The organism is Pseudomonas sp. GM24, assembly GCF_000282235.1.
In the GTDB taxonomy this organism is placed as follows: Bacteria; Pseudomonadota; Gammaproteobacteria; order Pseudomonadales; family Pseudomonadaceae; genus Aquipseudomonas.
Map to the genome: position 1 here is coordinate 38924 of NZ_AKJR01000039.1, position 21006 is coordinate 59929.

The following is a 21006-nucleotide window of genomic DNA, read 5'->3' on the forward strand; positions in this document are numbered from 1 at the left end:
ACGACCTTGGATTTCACAGAAACCCGCGAAAGCGGGTTTTTGCGTTTCTGGCTTCCAGAAATCCAGAATCCCCCCTGCAGGAGCTGCCGAAGGCTGCGATCCTTTGATCCTGTTTTTAAAGCAAGATCAAAAGATCGCAGCCTTCGGCAGCTCCTACAGTTCAACGTAGAGGCCGTACCAGAGCTGGCAGCCTCTCGCAAGGCGCACTTGAGAAACAATATCGTTTATCATTGTTGCAAGTTTTTGCAATGCGACAGTGAGGAACCCTGCGAATGACGTTTCGAAATACCCTGCGCCGAGGCCTGACCTTCACCCTCCTCGGCCTGGCGCTCGCCACTCCCCTCACCCAGGCTGCCGATGCGGTTTCCCTGACTCTCTATAACGGCCAGCATAAAGAAGTCGGCGACGCGATCGCCAAAGCCTTCGAAGCCAAGACCGGCATTCACGTCAACGTGCGCAAAGGCAGCAGCAATCAACTCGCCAGCCAGATCATCGAAGAAGGCGACCGCTCCCCCGCCGACGTGATCTACACCGAAGAATCGCCACCGCTGAACAATCTCGGCGAACTGGGCCTGCTGGCCAAGACCGATGACGCCACGCTGGCCGTGCTTCCGGAAAAATACGTGGCTGGCAACGGCACCTGGATCGGCGTGACGGCGCGCGTTCGTGTGGTCGCCTACAACCCGAAACTGGTCGACGAAAAAGACCTGCCGAAATCGGTAATGGAATTCTCCGACCCACAGTGGCAAGGCAAAGTCGGTTTCGTACCGACCAGCGGCGCCTTTCAGGAACAAGCCGTCGCCATCATCAAAATGCACGGTCGCGATGCCGCCGAGGAATGGCTGACCGGCCTGCGCGCGTTCGGCAAGACCTACAGCAACAACATGGTCGCCCTCAAAGCTGTGGAAAACGGCGAAGTCGCTACCGTACTGGTGAACAACTACTACTGGTTCGCACTGCAACGCGAGAAAGGCAAACTGGATTCGAAACTGCATTACTTCACCGGTGGCGACGCCGGCGGCTTGATCACCGTGTCCAGTGCTGCCGTACTGAAATCCAGCAAACATCCAAAAGAAGCCCAGCAATTCCTTGCCTATATGGCCAGCGAAGAAGGCCAGCGCGTGATCACCCAAACCACCGCCGAATACCCGCTGCACAAAGGCATGGAATCGGATCGCGGGCTCAAGCCGTTCAGCGAACTGGAAGCGCCGAACGTAACCCCGGCCGATCTGGGCAATGCCGAAGAAGCCTTGGAACTGGAACGTGAAGTTGGCTTGAACTGATGGCCGCATCGTTATCCGCCCCCGCCGCGCGCGGGGGTTACGTGCCAAAACGCAAGCGGCCTTCAATCTGGCTGGTATTGCCAGTTTTGTTGCTGGTGATACTGAGTCTGTTGCCGCTCGCCTATGTCGGGCTCAAAGCCTGGCAGGCCGGTTGGGCCGAAGCGCTGCACTTGTTGTGGCGCCCATATGTGTTCGGCCTGCTGTGCAACACCTTGGCGTTAATGGTTGGCGTAACCCTTACGTGCGGCGTGATCGGTCTGTCGCTGGCCTGGCTGCTGGAGCGCAGCAATCTGCCGGGACGACGCCTGTGGGGTGTGATTCTGTGCCTGCCGTTCGCGGTGCCGGCGTTTGTCAGCAGCTTCACCTGGGTTTCGTTGAGCGCGCAGTTCGAAGGCCTTGGCGGGGCGATTCTGGTCATGAGCCTGTCGAAGTATCCACTGATCTTCCTGCCCGTGGCGGCAACCCTGCGCAATCTTGATCCATCCCTTGAAGAATCGGCCCGCACCCTTGGGCAGAATCGCTGGGGCGTGTTTTTCCGTGTCACTCTACCGCTGCTCTGGCCTTCACTGCTGGCGGGTTCGTTGCTGATCGCCCTGCACATGCTGGTGGAATTCGGCGCGTTGTCGATCATCGGCCTGCAAACCTTCACCACAGCGATCTATCAGCAATTCGAACTGGAATTCAGCAACGCCAACGCGGCGATGCTGTCGGCCGTATTGCTGGCGCTGTGCCTGGTGTTGCTGTGGCTGGAGTTGCGCGTACGCGGCAAAGGCCGGCATGTGCGCACCGGGCAAGGCGCGGCGCGTCAGGCTGAGCAGGTTCGGCTAGGACCATGGGCAGCAGTCGGTCAGTTGTATTGCCTGATGCTGGCGATTGTCGGCAGCGGAATTCCGCTGGGGATGTTGGCGTATTGGCTGGCGGTGGGTTCGTCGGCGGCTTTTCCGGTGGCCGCGATTACTGAAGCCCTGCTCTCGTCTTTGGCGCTTTCTCTTGGCGGGGCGGCATTGTGCCTGGTGCTGGCAGTGCCAGTCGGATTGCTGGTAGTGCGCTACAAAGGCCAACTGGCGATCTGGGCCGAACGCTTGCCGTATCTGCTGCATGCACTGCCAGGATTGGTGATTGCGTTGACGCTGGTGTATTTCGCTCTGCATTACGTGCCGGCGCTGTACCAGACGCCGGGGCTGCTGCTGATCGCTTATGCGCTGCTGTTTCTGCCACTGGCGCAGGCGCCGATCCGCACGGCCCTGAACAAGGCTGCGCCACAGCTGGAAGAAGCTGCGCGGACGCTGGGCGCTTCGTCGTTCACCGCGTTTTGCCGGGTGACGTTGCCGATTATCTTCCCGGCATTGGGCGCGGCGTTTGCGCTGGTGTTTCTGGATGCGATGAAGGAATTGACGGCGACGCTGCTGTTGAGTCCGACCGGGCTCAATACGCTGGCGACCGAAGTGTGGGCGCATACCGCGAATGTCGAATTTGCGGCGGCGGCGCCTTATGCGGCGTTGTTGATTTTGGTATCGGGGTTGCCGGTTTATTTACTGACGACTCGAATGTATCTGAGTCGCTGATACCGCTATCGCGAGCAGGCTCACTCCCACATGTTGACCGAGTTCCATCAGAGGAACGCGATCTAATGTGGGAGCGAGCCTGCTCGCGAAGAGGCCCGCCCAGACGACCTCAAGCCCTGAACTGCCCCAGACTCGCCTTCAACTGCGCAGCCAAGCCATCCAGCACCTTGCCACTCGCCGTGGTCTCCACCACCGCCTGCGCTGCTTTCTCGGCCTGCGCATGAATCGTCTCGACGCGCCCACGCACCGCCTGCGCACCTTGCGCCTGATGCGCCGCTGCCTGGGTTGCCAGACCAATCGCCGCGTGCACCTGCTCGACAGACGTTTGTACCGACTGCTGCAACCGCGCGCTGTCACGCAACACCAGCAAACCTTCGCTGGCTTGACGCCCGGCCTGGCCGATTGCCTCGACCGCCTCACGTGCGCCCTGTTGCAACGCGACGATATGCGCCTGAATGTCGCCGGTAGAACTTTGTGTCTTGCTGGCCAGCGCCCGAACTTCGTCCGCTACCACCGCAAAACCACGCCCGGTCTCGCCAGCGCGCGCAGCTTCAATGGCAGCGTTTAGCGCCAGCAGGTTGGTCTGCTCGGCGATCCCGTGAATTACCGTCAGCACCACTTCAATCTGCTCGCTCTGCTGCGCCAGTCGCTCGATCACTTTTGCACCGGTATCGACTTGTCCGGCCAGCGCCTCGATCAGGCTGCCGACCTTGGCGGAGGTGCGGGTGTTTTCATCAGTGGCCTGGCGAATATCCACAACCTGCTTCAACGCCGCTTGCATCGCATGGCTTTCCGATTGCGCTTCATCCGCCATTTGCGAAAGTGCGCGCAAACTCTCCGCCACTTCATCACGCTGCATGCCCGCCGCCGCATCTGCACCGGCATTGCGCAGGGTCATCGCACCAATCTCGACGCCGGTACGCTGCGCCACATCACCCGCCTCACGCACGATCGGTTGCAACTTATCCACAAAGCGATTGACCGCCGAGGCCATGTCGCCAATTTCATCGTTGCTGTTGATCTGCACACGCTTGGTCAGGTCGCCCTCACCCGCCGCCAGATCATCCATCGCGGCGTTAAGCATCTTCAGGCGATTGACGACGCGATGGCCGAGCACGACTGCCAGCAACAGCAACACGCCGCAACCGACCAACGCCAGGCCCATGCCGATCCGCCAGCGCAGGGTCGCAGCCGCCTCTTGAACAGTATTGGCGGTATTGGCTTTCATCTCGACGGCCGTTGACTGCGCCGATTGCAGGCGCGCCTGCATGGCTTTGGCACTGTCGGCAGCGGCGCCTTTGAGGCTATCGCCGACCAGTTGATCACTGCTCGCGATCAGCGCGGAGAAGCGCTTGTCCAGTGCCGCCAGATCGGTTTCCACCGACGCAGTGGAAACGCCCATCAGCACCTTGCCGATTTCCACGCCATTGGGATTGATCGAGGCCTCGAGGTAATAAACCGACGGATCGTTTTTCGCCGCATCCAGCACTTTATCCAGTGCACGCTCGCCCTGGCCTTTTTCCAGCAAAGCCTTGTTGATCGGATTTTCGCGATTGAGATAACGGGTCAAATGCTGGCCGCTAGCGTCGTCGTAGACCACGAACAGCACGTTGGGATTGCGCTGGGCGCGACGGGCGAACTCGGACAGGGTCGGAACGTCGCTGTCCCACATGGCACGCGGCGCAACGGAGGCGAGCAATTGCGCCATGTCATTGGCCGAATCCTTTAGATCCTTTTCCAACGTCGCACGCAACTGCGCCTGCTCGTCTTTCAGTCGCAAAGACAGACCGGCAGTCAGCCGCTGGCGGGTGCTGGCAGACAAGGCATCGAGGCTCGACGTGACTTCACGCCCGGCCTGCTCCAGCTCAGCGGAGAGTTTCTGGCTGTCGGCGCCCAAACGCACCGCCAAATCAGCTTCCAGCGCGGTGACGGTGCTCCGCGTCAGGGCAACCGCCACCAACACCTGCACCAAAAGGGCGATACCAAGGGTAACGAACACGGGCCGCAACAAACGGCTTTGTAACAGTGAGAGAACGGCCGACACTGTGAATCCCTCTACTTCTGACGCCATTAATTTGATGGCACTCTTGTAGACAGATTCACAGCAAAGGTCATGCCGTCCAACAGGCATAAACGACAAAGGCCCCGATGAAGGGGCCTTTGTGTTTTTACATCAACGACTTATCAAGCAAACGGATGACGCAGAACGATGGTTTCGTTGCGGTCCGGGCCCGTCGAAATAATGTCGATCGGCGCGCCGATCAGCTCTTCAACGCGTTTGATGTAGGCACGAGCGTTAGCTGGCAGTTCTTCCAGGGTCTTGGCGCCCACGGTCGATTCGGTCCAGCCCGGCACTTCTTCGTACACAGGCTGCAGGCCTACGTAGCTGTCAGCGTCGGTCGGCGCAACAGCATTGCCTTCGGCATCTTTGTAGCCAACGCAGATGTTGATGGTTTCCAGACCGTCGAGCACGTCCAGCTTGGTCAGGCAGATGCCCGAGATGCTGTTCACATCGATCGCGCGACGCAGGATAACCGCATCGAACCAGCCGCAACGACGGGCACGGCCGGTGGTCGCACCGAACTCGTGACCTTGTTTGGCCAGATGCGCGCCGACGTCGTCGAACAGCTCAGTCGGGAATGGACCCGAACCGACGCGAGTGGTGTAAGCCTTGGTGATGCCCAGAATGTAATCCAGGAACATCGGGCCAACGCCGGAACCGGTCGCCACGCCACCAGCGGTGGTGTTGGAGCTGGTCACGTACGGGTAGGTACCGTGGTCGATGTCGAGCAACGAACCCTGAGCACCTTCGAACATGATGTCTTTGCCGGCGCGACGCAGGTCGTGCAGCTCGGCGGTGACGTCGAGCATCAGCGGCTTCAGCAGCTCTGCGTATTCCTTGCACTCGGCCAGGGTCTTTTCGAACTCGATGGCCGGCTCTTTGTAGTAACCGACCAGCATGAAGTTGTGGTAATCCACCAGTTCACGCAGCTTGTCTTCGAAGCGCGGCATGTTCAGCAGGTCGCCAACACGCAGGCCACGACGAGCGACCTTGTCTTCGTACGCCGGGCCGATGCCGCGACCGGTGGTACCGATCTTCAACTCGCCACGGGCCTTTTCACGGGCCTGGTCCAGCGCCACGTGGAAAGACAGGATCAGCGGGCAGGACGGGCTGATACGCAGGCGCTCGCGCACCGGTACGCCTTTCTCTTCCAGCTTGGTGATCTCGCGCAGCAGGGCGTCAGGTGCAACCACCACGCCGTTGCCGATCAGGCACTGCACGCCTTCGCGCAGCACACCCGACGGAATCAGGTGCAGGACGGTTTTTTCGCCGTCGATCACCAGTGTGTGGCCAGCGTTGTGGCCACCTTGGTAGCGCACTACGGCTGCAGCATGTTCGGTCAGCAGATCAACGATCTTGCCTTTGCCCTCATCACCCCATTGGGTGCCCAGGACTACGACATTCTTACCCATAACACTTGTCCTCATTCGCGCAAACTTGGTGCCGGCGATGGCCGGCAGGAAAACTCAAGAAGCCAGTGGCGATACTTGCCAAAGCCCGTTCTGCTGAATCAATTGCCGGTCGCAGTCCGCATCACGGGCGGCGGCCAAAGGTTGTCCAGGCAACGCCTGAACGACACGCTGACCCTCACTGCGCAACTGGCAAACCTGCTGCCAGAGTGCCGCATCCGTACTGTCAGGCATCCAGATACCGCCAGACGGTAGCTCGATCTCAGCACGCCCCAGGGTCACCAGGGTTTTCAAATCGGTGGAGAAGCCTGTCGCTGGACGGGCGCGGCCAAAATCTGCGCCGATGTCATCGTAACGACCGCCCTGAGCGATGGACTGGCCAACGCCCGGTACGAACACCGCGAACACCACACCAGTGTGGTAGTGGTAGCCCCGCAGCTCGCCCAGATCGAAGTACAACGGCAGCTCCGGGAAGCGCGCCGACAGACGCTCAGCGATCGCCAGCAAATCTTCCAGTGCTGCCAGAACCGGCGCCGGCGCATTGGCCAGACGCTCACGGGCAGCGCTTAACACTTCACGGCCGCCGCACAGATCAACCAGCGCACGCAGCATGCCGGACAGGTCGGCCGGCAGGCCTTCGGTCAAGGTAATGACCTCGTCGATGGCTTTGCGTTGCAGCGCGTCGAACAACTGCTGCTCGACTTCACCGGACAGACCGGCGGCACGCGCCAGGCCACGGTAGATGCCGACATGACCAAGATCCATGTGCACATCCGGCACGTCGGCCAGTTGCAGCATGGCCAGCATCAGGCTGATCACTTCAACGTCGCTGCTTGGGCTGGCGTCGCCGTACAACTCGGCGCCCAACTGGATCGGGCTGCGCGAGGACGACAATGCCCGCGGCTGCGCATGCAGCACGCTACCGGCGTAGCACAGACGGCTCGGGCCTTCGCGACGCAGGGTGTGCGCATCGATGCGCGCCACTTGCGGCGTGATGTCGGCACGGAAACCCATCTGCCGGCCCGACTGCGGGTCGATGACCTTGAAGGTACGCAGATCCAGGTCCTGGCCTGCGCCGGTCAGCAGGGATTCCAGGTACTCGATATGGGGAGTCACGACAAACTCGTAACCCCAGCTCTGGAACAGATCCAACACCTGACGACGCGCGACTTCAATGCGCGCCGCTTCCGGTGGCAGTACTTCTTCGATGCCATCTGGCAGCAGCCAGCGGTCTACCGTTGCCATTACGCCATTCCCCTTTGATCCGGGCGGCCAGCCTGCGGGCGAGCCTTGAGTGAAGCAGAAAATGACCGGTCCGTTCAAAACGCACGCGCATGAACGACGCGGCGAAAGGCCTGTTACCGGCTTCGCCCATCACTTTCCTCGAAATACTCTCGGGCCATTCAACCCGATGCCTGCAACAAAAAACAGCAATCAAACGTGCAGACGCAAAAAAGCCGGGAATTTCCCGGCTGCCGCATCATACACACGTTTTCCCAAAGGATCACCCCGCCCGAGGTATTAGCCGCCGGGCGGAATGATTCAGGTCAACGGCGCATCAAGGCTTGGCCTTTTCCAGGTAGTGGAAAAAGTCGCTGCTTGGGTCGAGGACCAATACGTCGGATTTGTTCGCGAAGCTTTCACGGTAGGCGCGCAGGCTACGGTAGAAACTGTAGAACTCCTGATCCTGGCCGTAGGCCTTGGAGTAGATCGCAGCGGCCTGGGCATCACCGTCACCGCGAACCTCTTCGGATTCACGATAGGCTTCAGCCAGCAGCACGCGGCGTTGACGATCGGCGTCAGCACGGATGCCTTCAGCCAGTTCGTTACCCTTGGCGCGGTGCTCGCGAGCTTCACGCTCACGCTCGGTGCTCATACGTTCGAACACGCTGCGGTTCACTTCTTTAGGCAGATCGATGGTCTTGACCCGGACATCGACCACTTCGATACCCAGCTCTTTTTCCGCCATTTTGTTCAGCGATGCGGTGATGTCAGCCATCAGTGCATCACGCTCACCCGACACCACTTCGTGCAGGGTGCGCTTACCGAACTGGTCACGCAGACCGGACTCCAGACGACGGGACAGACGCTCGTCGGCGATTTGCTTCAGACCGGAAGTCGCGGTGTAGAAGCGCTCGGCATCTTTCACGCGCCACTTGGCATAAGCGTCGACCATCACGGCTTTCTTTTCCAGGGTCAGGAAACGCTGTGTCGGTGCATCCAGCGTCATCAGACGTGCGTCGAATTTACGCACCTGGTTAACGTAAGGCACTTTCACATGCAGGCCTGGCTGAACATCCGCCTGAACCACACGACCGAATTGCAGCAGCACCGCACGCTCGGTCTGAGCGACGATGTAGAAGCAGTTCCAGCCCACCAGCACGACAACGACGCCAACAATAAGGGCGATCAGCGATTTATTGCTCATCAGCGGGTCTCCCTTGTGCGCGATTGCGGCAGGTCAGTGACATGCGGCGTGACGTCCGTGTTGTTACTGGCGGCAGCCGAACCGGTGACCGGTGCATTGCTGCCCGAACTGTTCTGAATCATTTTGTCCAACGGCAGGTAAAGCAGGTTGCTCTGGCCGTTCTTGTTGCCGGTCACGAGTACCTTGCTGGTGTTGCTGAAGACTTCCTGCATGGTGTCCAGGTACAGACGCTGGCGGGTCACCTCAGGTGCCTTGCGATACTCGGCGACCAGTTTGGTAAAGCGGTCGGCTTCACCCTTGGCGCGCGAGACCGTCTCGTCACGGTAACCGTTGGCATCCTCAAGGATACGCTGGGCCTGACCACGGGCTTCCGGCACGACGCCGTTGGCGTAGGTTTCAGCCTGGTTGCGCGAACGCTGCTCGTCTTCACGGGCGCGGATCACGTCATCGAAGGCTTCCTGCACTTCACGCGGTGCCGCTGCGCTCTGTACGTTGACCTGAGTGACGGTGATACCGGTGCGATAGGTATCGAGGAAGCGTTGCAGACGCTCCTTGATTTCGCTGGCCATCAATTCACGACCTTCGGTCAGCACCTGGTCCATGGCGGTGGAACCCACCACGTGGCGCAGGGCACTGTCGGTCGCATGCTGCAGGCTGATTTCCGGCTGATCGACGTTCAGCACGAAGTCCTGCAGGTTGCTGATCTTGTACTGCACGGTCAGCGGCACTTCGACGATGTTCTCGTCTTCGGTCAGCATCTGGCCCTGCTTGGTGTAGGCACGCTCACGCGTGACGTTTTCCATGTACTTTTTATCGATCGGCGGGAAATAGATGTTCAGGCCCGGGCCGACAGTCTCGTAGTACTTGCCGAAGCGCAGCACCACGGCTTGCTCCTGCTCGTCGACCACGTAGACCGCGCTGTACAGCCAGACAGCCGCCAGCACAACGAGGCCGATGCCGAGCAGACCGCCGAAGCCGCCACTGCTCTTGCCCGAACCACCGCCGTCATCACCACGTTTCTTACCACCACCGAACAACCCGTTCAGGCTTTCCTGCAGCTTTCGGAAGGCCTCGTCGAGATCCGGTGGCCCCTTGCGGTCGCCATTATTGCGGCGTTTGCCACCCCAAGGATCCTGATTATTCGAGTTGCCACCCGGCTCATTCCAAGCCATAGCGCTCTCCATCTGATAAAGCAAAGACGCACCCACGGCGCGCCGACCAATGCTACAGAATGCCTGCCGTTGCGGCACAACCGCTTTGTCAGGCTTTTATTGCAAAGTGTGTTGCTCGATGAATTCCATCGGCTGCAATCCTTCGCGGCTTACCAGTCGATTCAACTCGACACGGGGCAAACGAACGGCCAGCAAACTGATGCCTTCTTCGTCGTGCTCTTCTTTCTGCACCGCACCGAGTTCGAAAAACTGCGCACGCAGTCGGGCGAATCGTTGCGGCAAGCGCAAGGTACCGATAAACAAATCACTGCCAAGTAATTCGGCGATGGCTTGTTCAAGCAATTCCAGACCACTGCCATCACGCGCCGACAGCCAGACTCGCTGGGGCTTGCCGTTTTCATCGCGCTGGATTTGTGGCTCAACGCCTTCAAGCAAATCGAGTTTGTTATAGACCTCGAGGATCGGCAAGTCCTGGGCACCAATCTCGCCCAGCACCACCATCACCTGCTCGATCTGCAACATGCGATCCGGTTCGGCCGCATCGATCACGTGCAACAGCAGATCGGAATTGCTCGACTCTTCGAGGGTAGACCGAAATGCCTCGACCAGCTTGTGCGGCAAGTGACGAATGAAGCCCACCGTGTCCGCCAGAACAATCGGCCCCAGGTCGTCCAGTTCCAGACGACGCAGGGTCGGGTCCAGCGTGGCGAACAATTGGTCGGCCGCGTAGACGTCGGATTTCGTCACGTTGTTGAAGAGTGTGGACTTGCCGGCGTTGGTGTAGCCCACCAGAGACACGGTAGGAATGTCCGCACGGGAGCGACCGCGTCGCGATTGCTCGCGCTGGCTGCGCACCTTCTCCAGCCGGCCCTTGATCTGGCGCAGGCGGACCCGCAGCAAACGGCGGTCGGTTTCCAGCTGGGTTTCACCCGGACCGCGCATGCCGATACCGCCACCCTGACGTTCAAGGTGAGTCCATCCGCGAACCAGCCGCGTGCTCATGTGGTCAAGCTGGGCCAGTTCGACCTGGAGCTTGCCTTCATGGGTACGGGCGCGTTGGGCGAAAATATCGAGAATCAGGCCGGTACGGTCGATCACGCGACACTCGAAAACACGTTCGAGGTTACGTTCCTGACTCGGCGTGAGGATGTGATTGAAAATCACCAGATCAGCTTCTTCAGCCTTGACCAGGTCGCGCAGTTCCTCGACCTTGCCGCTGCCGATCAGGTATTTGGCGGTTGGCCGATGACGCGGCACGTTAAAAAACGCAACGGTCTCGGCGCCGGCCGAATTAGCCAATTCCTGAAACTCCTGCGGATCTTCGCGCGCCTCAGGGTCCTGTCCATCCAAGTGAACGAGGATGACTCGTTCACCACCACCGTGGCGCTCAAAGAACAAAGGAGACTCCTATCAGGCGTTACCTGGCTCAGCGTCACCTGCTTCGGATTCGGTTGCGCTAGGCAGACGAATTGGACGAACCGGCACTACTGTCGAGATAGCGTGCTTGTAAACCATTTGGCTCACGGTGTTTTTCAGCAGGATCACGAACTGGTCGAACGACTCGATCGTGCCTTGCAGTTTGATACCGTTGACCAGATAGATGGAAACCCCAACTTTCTCTTTACGTAAAGTATTCAAGTAAGGGTCTTGTAGCGAATGCCCTTTTGACATGTGCCGCACTCCTTTAAGGATTCAATAATAAAAAATAGGTAATTCAGATGGCTTTGGCCGTCACACCCCCAAGGATAGACGGCAATTGCAAGGACTCAGCTCAATATGGAGATGGTCCCAAGGTATTTCAAGGCGCGTGGCAGATTGTCGCAATCAAGACTGTCCAGCCAGTGTATATCTTCCCAGCTGCGCAGCCAGGTGAACTGGCGTTTGGCCAATTGGCGCGTGGCGATGATGCCGCGCTCCTGCATTTCGGCCAACGTCAGCTTGCCATCCAGGTAGTCCCAGACTTGGCGGTAGCCTACCGCACGTATAGACGGCAACCCCGAATGCAGGTCACTTCTTTTACGCAGGGCTACGACCTCGTCGATGAACCCCTGTTCCAACATAATTGTGAATCTTTGTTTAATGCGCTCGTGCAGTACCTGACGATTCGCCGGGGCAATGGCCAAGTTCGCGACAGTATAGGGCAATTGTTGCAGTCCCGAAGCGGCTGCTTCAGCACTTTGCGCAGATTGTTGCTGACGCAGCTCGGTCATGCTCTGACCACTGACCCGATAAACTTCCAGTGCGCGACTCAGGCGCTGTGGATCGTTCGGGTGAATCCGCGCCGCCGATACCGGATCGATGATCGTTAATTGGTCGTGCAGGGCTTGCCAGCCAAGGCGTGCAGCCTCTTCTTCGATCTGCGCACGGACCTCGGGATCGGCGGCCGGCATGTCTGCCAGGCCTTCGACCAAAGCCTTGTAATAGAGCATCGTGCCGCCGACCAGCAGCGGAATTTTTCCGCGCGCGGTAATCTCGGCCATGGCTTGCAGGGCATCACGACGGAAATCCGCAGCGGAATAGGCTTCGGCCGGATCGAGAATATCGATCAAACGGTGCGGATATTCGGCCAGCAGTTCTTTCGAAGGCTTGGCGGTGCCAATGTCCATGCCGCGGTAGACCAACGCCGAATCAACGCTGATCAGCTCGCACGGCAGCACCTTGGTCAGCTCGATGGCCAGATCGGTTTTGCCCGCAGCGGTCGGGCCCATCAGAAAAATCGCTGGAGGGAGTTGGCTCATCAACGACCGCGCAAGAACAGTTTGTCCAGATCGTCCAGGCCCAGTTGGGTCCAGGTCGGTCGGCCATGGTTGCATTGACCGCTGCGTTCGGTGTTTTCCATGTCACGCAGCAGGCCGTTCATTTCCGGCAGGGCCAGGCGCCGATTGGCGCGAATCGCGCCGTGGCAGGCCATGGTGCCGAGCAATTCGTTGAGGTGTGCCTGAATCCGGTCGCTGGTGCCGTACTCCATCAAATCCGACAGCACGTCGCCGACCAGACGGTTGGCTTCAGCCTGCTTCAACAACGCCGGAATCTGGCGGATCGCCAAGGTTTCCGGGCCCAGACGCTGCAATTCAAAGCCCAAACGCTGAAACCATGCCGCGTGCTCTTCAGCACAATCGGCCTCGCGCTGGCTCACGGCCAGGGATTCCGGCACCAGCAGCGGCTGGCCGCTGAGGCCTTCGCTGGCCATGGCGATTTTCAGACGCTCATACATGATCCGTTCGTGGGCGGCGTGCATATCCACCAACACCAGACCTTGGGCGTTCTCGGACAGAATATAAATGCCTTTGAGCTGCGCCAGCGCGTAACCGAGCGGCGGAATGTCTTCCTGACCGGCCGGCAATGCGTTGGCATTGGCTTCCGGCAGCGGTGCGAAAAACTCTCGATAAGCAGCTTGCGCCTCGGCAGCCGGCGGCACTGCCGATTGCGGACGTGGCGTGTATTGATACTGATAAGCCCCGCCAGCACTGGCACCGGACGAAGTATTGAACGCCGGTTGCGCCTGCGGTTGCTCCAGCAAGGCATTGGCCGCCAGACGCATTTCACCCTGTGGGCCGAACTCACCGGCATCGAGGCCCGTTGGCCGCACGACGGCTGTGGTCACGGAACCGGCAAGCTGATCTTCCGGACGCACATCGCCCAACGCTCGGTGCAAGGTGCCATAAAGGAAGTCATGCACCATGCGCCCGTCACGGAAGCGCACTTCGTGTTTGGTTGGGTGCACGTTGACGTCGACCGCCGCCGGATCGACTTCGAAAAACAGTGCAAAGGTCGGGTGACGGCCGTTGAACAGCACGTCGCGATAGGCCTGACGCACAGCGTGGGCGACCAGTTTGTCGCGCACCGCGCGGCCGTTCACAAAGAAATACTGCAAATCTGCCTGACTGCGGTTGAACGTCGGCAATCCAACCCAGCCCCACAAATGCAAGCCATTGCGCTCGATCTCGATCGGCAGCGCCTGCTCAAGGAAACCCGAGCCGCAGATCGCTGCCACACGCCGGGCGCGGGCCGCATCATCGTGGGCTTCGTGCAGGCTGAGGATGGTCTTGCCGTTGTGGCGCAGATGAAACGCGACGTCGAAACGCGCCAGCGCCAGACGTTTGATCACTTCTTGCAGGTGATCGAATTCGGTTTTTTCGGTCTTGAGGAATTTGCGTCGCGCCGGGGTATTGAAGAACAGGTCGCGAACTTCCACCGAAGTGCCGACCGGATGCGCCGCTGGTTGCACCCGGGGTGCCATGTCGCGGCCTTCGGTTTCCACCTGCCAGGCCTGATCGGCGTCGCGGGTGCGCGAGGTCAGGGTCAAGCGTGCCACGGAACTGATCGACGCCAGTGCTTCACCACGGAAACCGAGGCTCATCACCTGTTCAAGGTCTTCGAGGTTGCGGATCTTGCTGGTGGCGTGACGAGCCAGGGCCAGTGGCAGGTCATCGCCAGAGATACCGCTACCATCGTCGCGCACACGCAGCAGCTTGACCCCGCCCTGCTCGACGTCGACATCAATGCGTTTGGCGCCGGAGTCGAGGCTGTTTTCCAGCAGTTCCTTGATCACCGAAGCCGGACGCTCAACCACCTCACCGGCGGCGATCTGGTTCGCCAGCCGTGGGCTGAGCAGTTCGATGCGGGCAGCAGCGTTCAACACTTCGTTCATTCTTTGGACGCCAGTTCGGTGCCTGGAATGGTCAAGTGCTGACCGACTTTCAGCTCATCACTTTTCAGGTTGTTGGCGGCGCGGAGCGTGGCCGGCGATACCTGATAGCGCACGCCGATCATCGCCAGGGTTTCACCTGGGCCAACGCGGTGATCGCGCGGGCCTTGGGCGATCTTGCCGGAATCACGCAACCAGGCGATGTAGGTGCCCGGTGGCGGGTTCTGCTGGAAGAACTGACGCACGCCGCTGCTGATCGAACGCGCCAGCGCTTGCTGGTGGCTCGACGCCGAGAGTTTGTTCGCTTCGTTGGCGTTGGAGATAAATCCGGTTTCGACCAGGATCGACGGAATATCTGGCGACTTCAACACCATGAACCCGGCCTGCTCCACCCGCTGTTTGTGCAGCGGCGTGACGCGACCGATATTGGTCAGGACTTTCTGGCCGACGTTTAGGCTGGAGGTCAGCGAGGCCGTCATCGACAGGTCGAGCAATACGCCGGCGAGCATGCGGTCCTTATCATCGAGGCTGACGTTACCGGCCCCCCCGATCAAGTCAGAACGGTTTTCGCTGTCGGCCAGCCAACGCGCGGTCTCCGACGTTGCACCACGATCAGACAGGGCAAACACCGACGCACCAAACGCTGCGGCAGATGGCGCGGCGTCGGCGTGGATCGAGACAAACAGGTCGGCGCCTTTCTTGCGGGCGATTTCGGTACGGCCGCGCAACGGGATGAAGTAGTCGCCGGTACGGGTCAGCTCGGCGCGGAAGCCTTTCATGCCGTTGACCTGACGCTGCAGTTCGCGGGCGATCTGCAATACCACGTCTTTCTCACGCTGACCGCGCGAACCGGACGCACCCGGGTCTTCGCCACCGTGGCCGGCGTCGATCACCACAATAATGTCGCGCTTGCCGGCCGGGGCTGGCGGCAACTTGATTGCAGGCTCGGTCGGGGTTACCGGCACCGCTGGCACGGTCGCCACCTGCGGCGTTGGCGCCGGCGGCGGTGCGGCGTCGGCCGGGTTGTCGAACAGGTCGACCACCAGACGGTTGCCGTACTGCGCGTTCGGCGCCAGCGAGAAGCTTTTCGGGGTGACGGCTTTCTTCAGGTCGATGACCACGCGCAGGTCGGTCGGCGTGCGCTGGGCCGAGCGCATCGCGGTGATCGGCGTGTTTGCGGTCTGCACATTCAACGGAGCACCGAGGGTGGCACCGTTGATGTCGATCACCAGCCGGTCCGGTGAGGTCAAGGTGAAGACGCTGTGCTGCACCGGGCCACTCAGGTCGAAGACCAGTCGCGTGTTGTCCGGCGCCCGCCACAGGCGCACGCTGTTGACCTTTGAATCGGCCACAGCGTTGACGGTTACTGCCATCAACAACAGTCCAGCGGCAGCCACCAACGCGCGAAAGCGCATACCTAACCCCATCATTTAATTGGATTCCAATGCCAAAGCGGCACACCAGGCCTCGCCACGCGAACCCTGGGATAAAATTTTCAGCGAACGCCCGCTGTCTTGCGGGCTAATGGTAATGGTCAGGTCAGGCTTTGGCAAAAAGCCTGCACCTTTATCGGGCCATTCGATCAGGCACATCGCATCGTCTTCGAAGTAGTCGCGGATGCCGAGAAACTCCAGTTCTTCCGGATCGACCAGGCGATACAGGTCAAAGTGGAAGGCGCGGATGTCACCGATTTCGTAAGGTTCGACCAAAGTGAAGGTCGGACTTTTTACCGCGCCGACATGGCCCAGCCCGCGAATGATGCCTCGCGACAGGGTGGTTTTGCCCATGCCCAGATTGCCTTCGAGAAAAATCAGGCCATGGCCTTGAGTCACGCGGGCGATCCGTGCGCCAAAGTCGCTCATGGCCTGTTCATCGGCCAGGTACAGGGTTACTTCAGACACGGTGCTTGCTCCTCCAACAACTGACGAATGGCTGGAATCAGATCACTGGCCGCCAGCCCACGGCCGAATTTTCCTTGTTGCCTACCGGCATTGGCGTGCAGCCAGACGGCCAGACACGCGGCCTCGAAACCGTCCAGGCCTTGCGCAAGCAGCGCACCGGTCAAGCCCGCCAGCACGTCGCCGAGTCCAGCGGTGGCCATGGCCGGGTGGCCTTGGTGACACAACGCCAGACGGCCATCGGGATGCGCGATCAGACTGCCCGCGCCCTTCAACACGACCACAGCTGTATATTTTTTGCTCAATGCCAGCGCCGCCGCCGGACGATCCGCCTGCACTTCGGCCGTACTGATGCCCAGCAATCGCGCCGCCTCTCCCGGATGCGGGGTGATCACGCAATCCTTGGGCAGCTCAACGAAACCGCTTGCCAGCAGATTCAGCGCATCGGCGTCCCACACTTGCGGCAATGCCGCGTTGGCCGCCGCCGACAACAGTGCGCGCCCCCAACTGGCCTGCCCCAATCCCGGACCGACCACCAGCACAGAAACTTTCTCCAGCAAACCCATCAACTGATTGGCCGATGAGGTGCCAAGCGCCATGGCTTCTGGCACACGAGTCAGTGCTGCCGCGACATGCTCTGGGCGAGTCGCCAGCGAAACCATACCCGCGCCGCTGCGCAAGGCCGTTTCGGTGCTGAGCAGAATCGCCCCGCCAAAGCCGTGATCGCCACCGATCAGCAGCACATGACCAAAGCGGCCCTTGTGCGAAGTCGGTGCACGCGCCGCCAACCCCGGAAGATTAGCCGTGTTGAGCCGTTGGCCGATGATCGGAATGTCACGATAGATGTCGGCGCTGGCCTGTAAATCGTTAAACACCAATTGGCCGACATGATCCGCCGCGTCGCCGGTGAACAGGCCGATTTTCAGCCCGATAAAGGTCACCGTAAGATCAGCCTGCACAGCGGCGCCCAGAACATGCCCGGAGTCGGCGCTTAGACCTGAAGGGATATCGACGGCAGTCACCGACAAACCACTGGCGTTAATTGCCTTGATCGCCGAGACATAAGGCTCGCGCACATCCCCGCTCAGCCCCGTGCCGAGCAAGGCATCGAGAATGATCCCGCGCATTTCGCTTTCAGCCTGCCAGCCCTGCACCGCAACACCTTCAGCCAACGCCTCGGCACGGGCCTGCGCGGCATCGCCCTGTAAACGCTGCGGATCGCCGACCGCCAACACGCGCACCGACCACCCGGCTCGCTGCGCCATGGCCGCGACCAGATAACCGTCACCGGCATTGTTGCCGTGCCCGGCCAGCACCGTCAGTTCAGTTGCCGACGGCCATTGCCGCACCAACGCACGCCAGGTCGCATGCGCCGCGCGCTGCATCAATTCGAAGCCCGGCGTACCCGCGGCAATCAGCCGTGCATCGAGTTCGCGCACCTGCGCGGCGCCATACAGCGCGTCGGGTAATTCATCTTTCGTGTGCGGCATGCGTCTTCGGGCTCCGATGTCTGGCAGAATTATACGCACCTCAGCTCCGGTTTCTCTCGCCTCATGTCCGCCATCACCACAGACCTGCCCGCCCTCGCCCAATCGATCAAGGATTGGGGCCGCGAGCTGGGCTTTCAGCAAGTCGGCATCAGCGGTCTGGATCTCGCCGAGCATGAACAACATCTGGAGCGCTGGCTCGCGGCCGGCTACCACGGCGAAATGGACTACATGGGCGCCCACGGCAGCAAACGCTCACACCCGGAAGAACTGGTGCCGGGCACATTGCGCGTGGTTTCGTTGCGCATGGACTACCTGCCGGGCGACACCGAAATGGCCAAACGCCTGGCCCAACCGGAAAAAGCCTACGTGTCGCGTTATGCCTTGGGCCGCGATTACCACAAATTGATCCGTAAACGTGTGCAGCAATTAGCCGACAAGATTCAATCCGAGATCGGCCCGTTCGGTTTTCGGGCCTTTGTCGACAGCGCGCCGGTGCTGGAAAAAGCCATCGCCGAGCAGGCCGGGCTGGGCTGGATCGGCAAAAACACCTTGGTGCTGAACCGTAAGGCTGGCAGCTATTTTTTCTTGAGCGAGTTGTTCGTTGATCTGCCGTTGCCAGTGGATGATCCGCACAGCACCGAACATTGCGGCCGCTGCACCGCGTGCCTCGACATCTGCCCGACCAATGCCTTCGTCGGCCCCTATGTGCTGGACGCGCGACGCTGCATTTCGTACCTGACCATCGAACTGAAAAATGCGATCCCCGAAGACCTGCGCCCACTGATCGGCAACCGCGTGTTCGGCTGCGACGACTGCCAGATCGTCTGCCCGTGGAACCGTTTCGCCAAACCCTCTGGGGAGAGCGACTTCAAACCACGGCACAATCTGGACAATGCGGAACTGGCTGAGTTGTTTATGTGGGACGAGGACAAATTCCTCAGCAGCACCGAAGGCTCACCGCTGCGCCGCGCCGGGTATGAACGCTGGTTGCGCAATCTGGCGGTAGGGCTCGGTAACGCGCCGTCGAGCATTCCAGTGCTGGAAGCGTTGAAGGCACGGCGGGATTATCCGTCAGAGCTGGTGCGCGAGCATGTGGAGTGGGCGCTTAGGCAGCATGCTGAACGCAGCAGCTAACGTCATCGCTGAATTCCGACTGGTTTTCTCCACTTCGCGCTGCGCCCCTTACCGGTAGGCTCAATCAACCCTTCGGCCTTCAGGGCGCGCAGAACTGAACGTACTGTGTCTCGGCTCACTCCGGGGCAAGACTCCTCAATTTCTGTAATAGAAAAAGGCAGATTCCTGCCCAAAGCTATCTCCCTGACCCGATCACTTTTTCCGCCACGGCGCGTATCGATAGTCCCGACGCGCTCTTCGAACTCTTTGTACGCTCGAAGTAATGCACCCCAAAAATAATCCAACCAGGGTTGCACGTCGTGCGTGCCGTCGTGCCATCGTTTAGAGCTGATCTCCAGCGTCTCGTAATAGCCTTCCTTTGATTCCTCAAATATCCGCTCAAGACTGATGAAGCGACCGACTCGATAATCGAACTGGTAAAGCAGTAGTAACGTCAACAAACGAGCTACACGGCCATTACCATCCGAGAAAGGATGGATGCATAGAAAATCCAGGACGGTGAGCGGTATCAGGACAAGAGGGTCAGCTAGATTTTGCTGAGCTGCCAGATGGTATTGCATCAGCATTTCAGCCATTGCAATAGGCGTTAGATGCGCGGCCACTGGTTGAAAGCGAATCCGCGAAGTTCCGTCGGGGTTACGTTCGATGATGTCGTTGTTTGTCGCTTTCCAGTCACCACCCGACTGCGGCAGATAGCGGTATAGCAAACTGTGTAGCTGCCTCAGGACACCCTCAGAAAAGGGCATGTCCTCGGCCGCCTCGTGGATGAGTGATAACGCATCGCGATAACCCGCAATTTCCTGTTCAGATCGACTCTGCGGATCGCTGGTTTTGCTCATCAGCGATTTCAAGCGCGCGGGCGTGACAGTCACACCCTCCAAGCGGTTGGACGACTCCGTTGATTCAATTACAGCAAGCTGTTTCAGATCGTCTAAAACCTGAGGGGATTGAGCTATGAATAGCTGTTGCTTGCCTCGGAATTCTCCCAGTGTTCTCAGCGTCGCGATCTGCGATCCGTTATAGCGCAAGGAACCGAGAAACTCAGGAGTCAGGGAGTGCATTTCAGGATGCCTTTTAAATGGGGGAAGAAATGGCTAAATGGGGTATTTAAAGTTTCAAATACCCCATTTAATTCATTTTTTACCCTATTTACACCCCGCAAACTATTCAACTATCCCTACAGAATATTTCGACCGCAGCGCCCACCCGATTTCAGGGCGCGTCGTTGTAAACGAACTTAGGCATTTCCCAATGGAAGCGGATCGCTAGCAGCCGCAGCAGGAAACCGCCGAACAGCGTGATCGGAATCGCCTGTTCGCTTGGCACATTCAGATACAGGCAAAGCATGTAGCACCACGCCGCCGCGAACGAGACGCTGGCGTAGAGTTCTCGGCGGAAGATCAGCGGGATGTCGTTGCAGAAAATATCGCGGAGGATGCCGCCGAAGACGCCGGTGATCACGCCGCTGACGGAGGCAACCAGCATGCCGTGGCCCATTTCCAGTGCGGTCATGCAGCCGATCAGGGTGAAGGCCACCAGACCGACGGCGTCGAGCACCAGAAACAGTGAGCGCAGGTGGCGCATCCAGCGGGCGGTGAATACTGTGAACATTGCTGCGACCGAGGTCAGCACCAGGTATTCCGGGTGTTTGACCCACGTCAGCGGGTAGTGCCCGAGCAGTACGTCGCGCACCGAACCGCCGCCCAACGCCGTGACGCAGGCGATCAGCACTACACCAAACCAATCCATGCCGCGACGGCCGGCGGACAGCGCGCCGGTCATGGCTTCAGCGGTGATGGCAATCAGATAGAGCATCAGCAACATGGTGGCGATCCAGTCAGGAAGGCGCGCAGTCTAGCCATTTCGGTGCGGCACCAAAAGAGGGCACCACAGCAAACACAAAACCCCGTAGGAGCT

Annotated in this window: 17 protein-coding genes; 3 read left to right on the forward strand and 14 right to left on the reverse strand. The window is 59.8% G+C overall.

Translation table 11 applies throughout. The features are described 5' to 3' along the window. The first annotated feature begins 272 nt into the window (after positions 1–272). Both PMI23_RS06640 and PMI23_RS06645 read left to right on the forward strand, forming a co-directional pair. Complete coding sequence (locus PMI23_RS06640) at positions 273–1283, forward strand: extracellular solute-binding protein (protein ID WP_007915841.1); 1011 nt, start codon at positions 273–275, stop codon at positions 1281–1283. Next, on the forward strand, positions 1283–2848 hold the full coding sequence (locus PMI23_RS06645; protein ID WP_007915839.1) for an ABC transporter permease: 1566 nt from the start codon (positions 1283–1285) through the stop codon (positions 2846–2848). Before PMI23_RS06640 ends, PMI23_RS06645 begins: the two co-directional genes overlap by 1 nt. A 109-nt stretch (positions 2849–2957) precedes the next feature. Here the strand turns inward: PMI23_RS06645 and PMI23_RS06650 are convergent, their stop codons facing one another. From PMI23_RS06650 to PMI23_RS06705, 12 genes are all read right to left on the reverse strand, one after another. Continuing rightward, complete coding sequence (locus PMI23_RS06650) at positions 2958–4892, reverse strand: methyl-accepting chemotaxis protein (protein WP_007915837.1); 1935 nt, start codon at positions 4890–4892, stop codon at positions 2958–2960. A 140-nt stretch (positions 4893–5032) separates the two neighbouring features. Next, positions 5033–6322, reverse strand: a complete 1290-nt coding sequence (locus PMI23_RS06655) for an adenylosuccinate synthase (protein WP_007915835.1) — start codon at positions 6320–6322, stop codon at positions 5033–5035. Positions 6323–6376: 54 nt separating this feature from the next. Then, positions 6377–7564 (reverse strand): ATP phosphoribosyltransferase regulatory subunit, encoded by a 1188-nt coding sequence (locus PMI23_RS06660; protein ID WP_007915833.1) that lies wholly within the window; start codon positions 7562–7564, stop codon positions 6377–6379. Between the two features lie 313 nt (positions 7565–7877). Next, positions 7878–8747, reverse strand: a complete 870-nt coding sequence (gene hflC / locus PMI23_RS06665) for a protease modulator HflC (RefSeq protein WP_007915830.1) — start codon at positions 8745–8747, stop codon at positions 7878–7880. Continuing rightward, positions 8747–9919 (reverse strand): FtsH protease activity modulator HflK, encoded by a 1173-nt coding sequence (hflK, locus tag PMI23_RS06670; RefSeq protein WP_007915828.1) that lies wholly within the window; start codon positions 9917–9919, stop codon positions 8747–8749. Before hflK ends, hflC begins: the two co-directional genes overlap by 1 nt. Before the next feature lie 96 nt (positions 9920–10015). Further along, the gene (gene hflX, locus PMI23_RS06675) at positions 10016–11317 is read right to left on the reverse strand and encodes a ribosome rescue GTPase HflX (protein WP_007915827.1); all 1302 of its coding nucleotides are present in this window, start codon (positions 11315–11317) and stop codon (positions 10016–10018) included. Between the two features lie 12 nt (positions 11318–11329). Beyond that, the gene (gene hfq / locus PMI23_RS06680; protein ID WP_007902656.1) at positions 11330–11590 is read right to left on the reverse strand and encodes an RNA chaperone Hfq; all 261 of its coding nucleotides are present in this window, start codon (positions 11588–11590) and stop codon (positions 11330–11332) included. 95 nt (positions 11591–11685) lie between these two features. After that, positions 11686–12657: a tRNA (adenosine(37)-N6)-dimethylallyltransferase MiaA gene (miaA, locus tag PMI23_RS06685; RefSeq protein WP_007915817.1), complete on the reverse strand. Its 972-nt coding sequence runs from the start codon at positions 12655–12657 to the stop codon at positions 11686–11688. Beyond that, positions 12657–14558, reverse strand: coding sequence for a DNA mismatch repair endonuclease MutL (gene mutL / locus PMI23_RS06690; RefSeq protein WP_177321044.1), 1902 nt, complete (start codon positions 14556–14558; stop codon positions 12657–12659). Before mutL ends, miaA begins: the two co-directional genes overlap by 1 nt. Positions 14559–14566: 8 nt before the next feature. Then, positions 14567–15940, reverse strand: coding sequence for an N-acetylmuramoyl-L-alanine amidase (locus PMI23_RS06695; protein WP_401044867.1), 1374 nt, complete (start codon positions 15938–15940; stop codon positions 14567–14569). Between the two features lie 57 nt (positions 15941–15997). After that, a complete protein-coding gene (tsaE, locus tag PMI23_RS06700) occupies positions 15998–16468 on the reverse strand; it encodes a tRNA (adenosine(37)-N6)-threonylcarbamoyltransferase complex ATPase subunit type 1 TsaE (protein WP_007915806.1) in 471 nt (156 codons plus the stop codon). Beyond that, complete coding sequence (locus tag PMI23_RS06705; protein WP_007915805.1) at positions 16456–17955, reverse strand: bifunctional ADP-dependent NAD(P)H-hydrate dehydratase/NAD(P)H-hydrate epimerase; 1500 nt, start codon at positions 17953–17955, stop codon at positions 16456–16458. Before PMI23_RS06705 ends, tsaE begins: the two co-directional genes overlap by 13 nt. 63 nt (positions 17956–18018) lie before the next feature. Here PMI23_RS06705 and queG point away from each other — a divergent pair, with 63 nt between their 5' ends. Then, positions 18019–19089, forward strand: coding sequence for a tRNA epoxyqueuosine(34) reductase QueG (queG, locus tag PMI23_RS06710; RefSeq protein WP_007915804.1), 1071 nt, complete (start codon positions 18019–18021; stop codon positions 19087–19089). 2 nt (positions 19090–19091) lie between these two features. On the opposite strand, the gene PMI23_RS06715 is transcribed toward queG, so the two are convergent. Together PMI23_RS06715 and PMI23_RS06720 are read right to left on the reverse strand one after the other, a co-directional pair. Continuing rightward, complete coding sequence (locus PMI23_RS06715; RefSeq protein ID WP_007915803.1) at positions 19092–20150, reverse strand: Fic family protein; 1059 nt, start codon at positions 20148–20150, stop codon at positions 19092–19094. Between the two features lie 151 nt (positions 20151–20301). After that, positions 20302–20913 (reverse strand): trimeric intracellular cation channel family protein, encoded by a 612-nt coding sequence (locus PMI23_RS06720; protein ID WP_007915802.1) that lies wholly within the window; start codon positions 20911–20913, stop codon positions 20302–20304. Between the last annotated feature and the right edge of the window lie 93 nt (positions 20914–21006).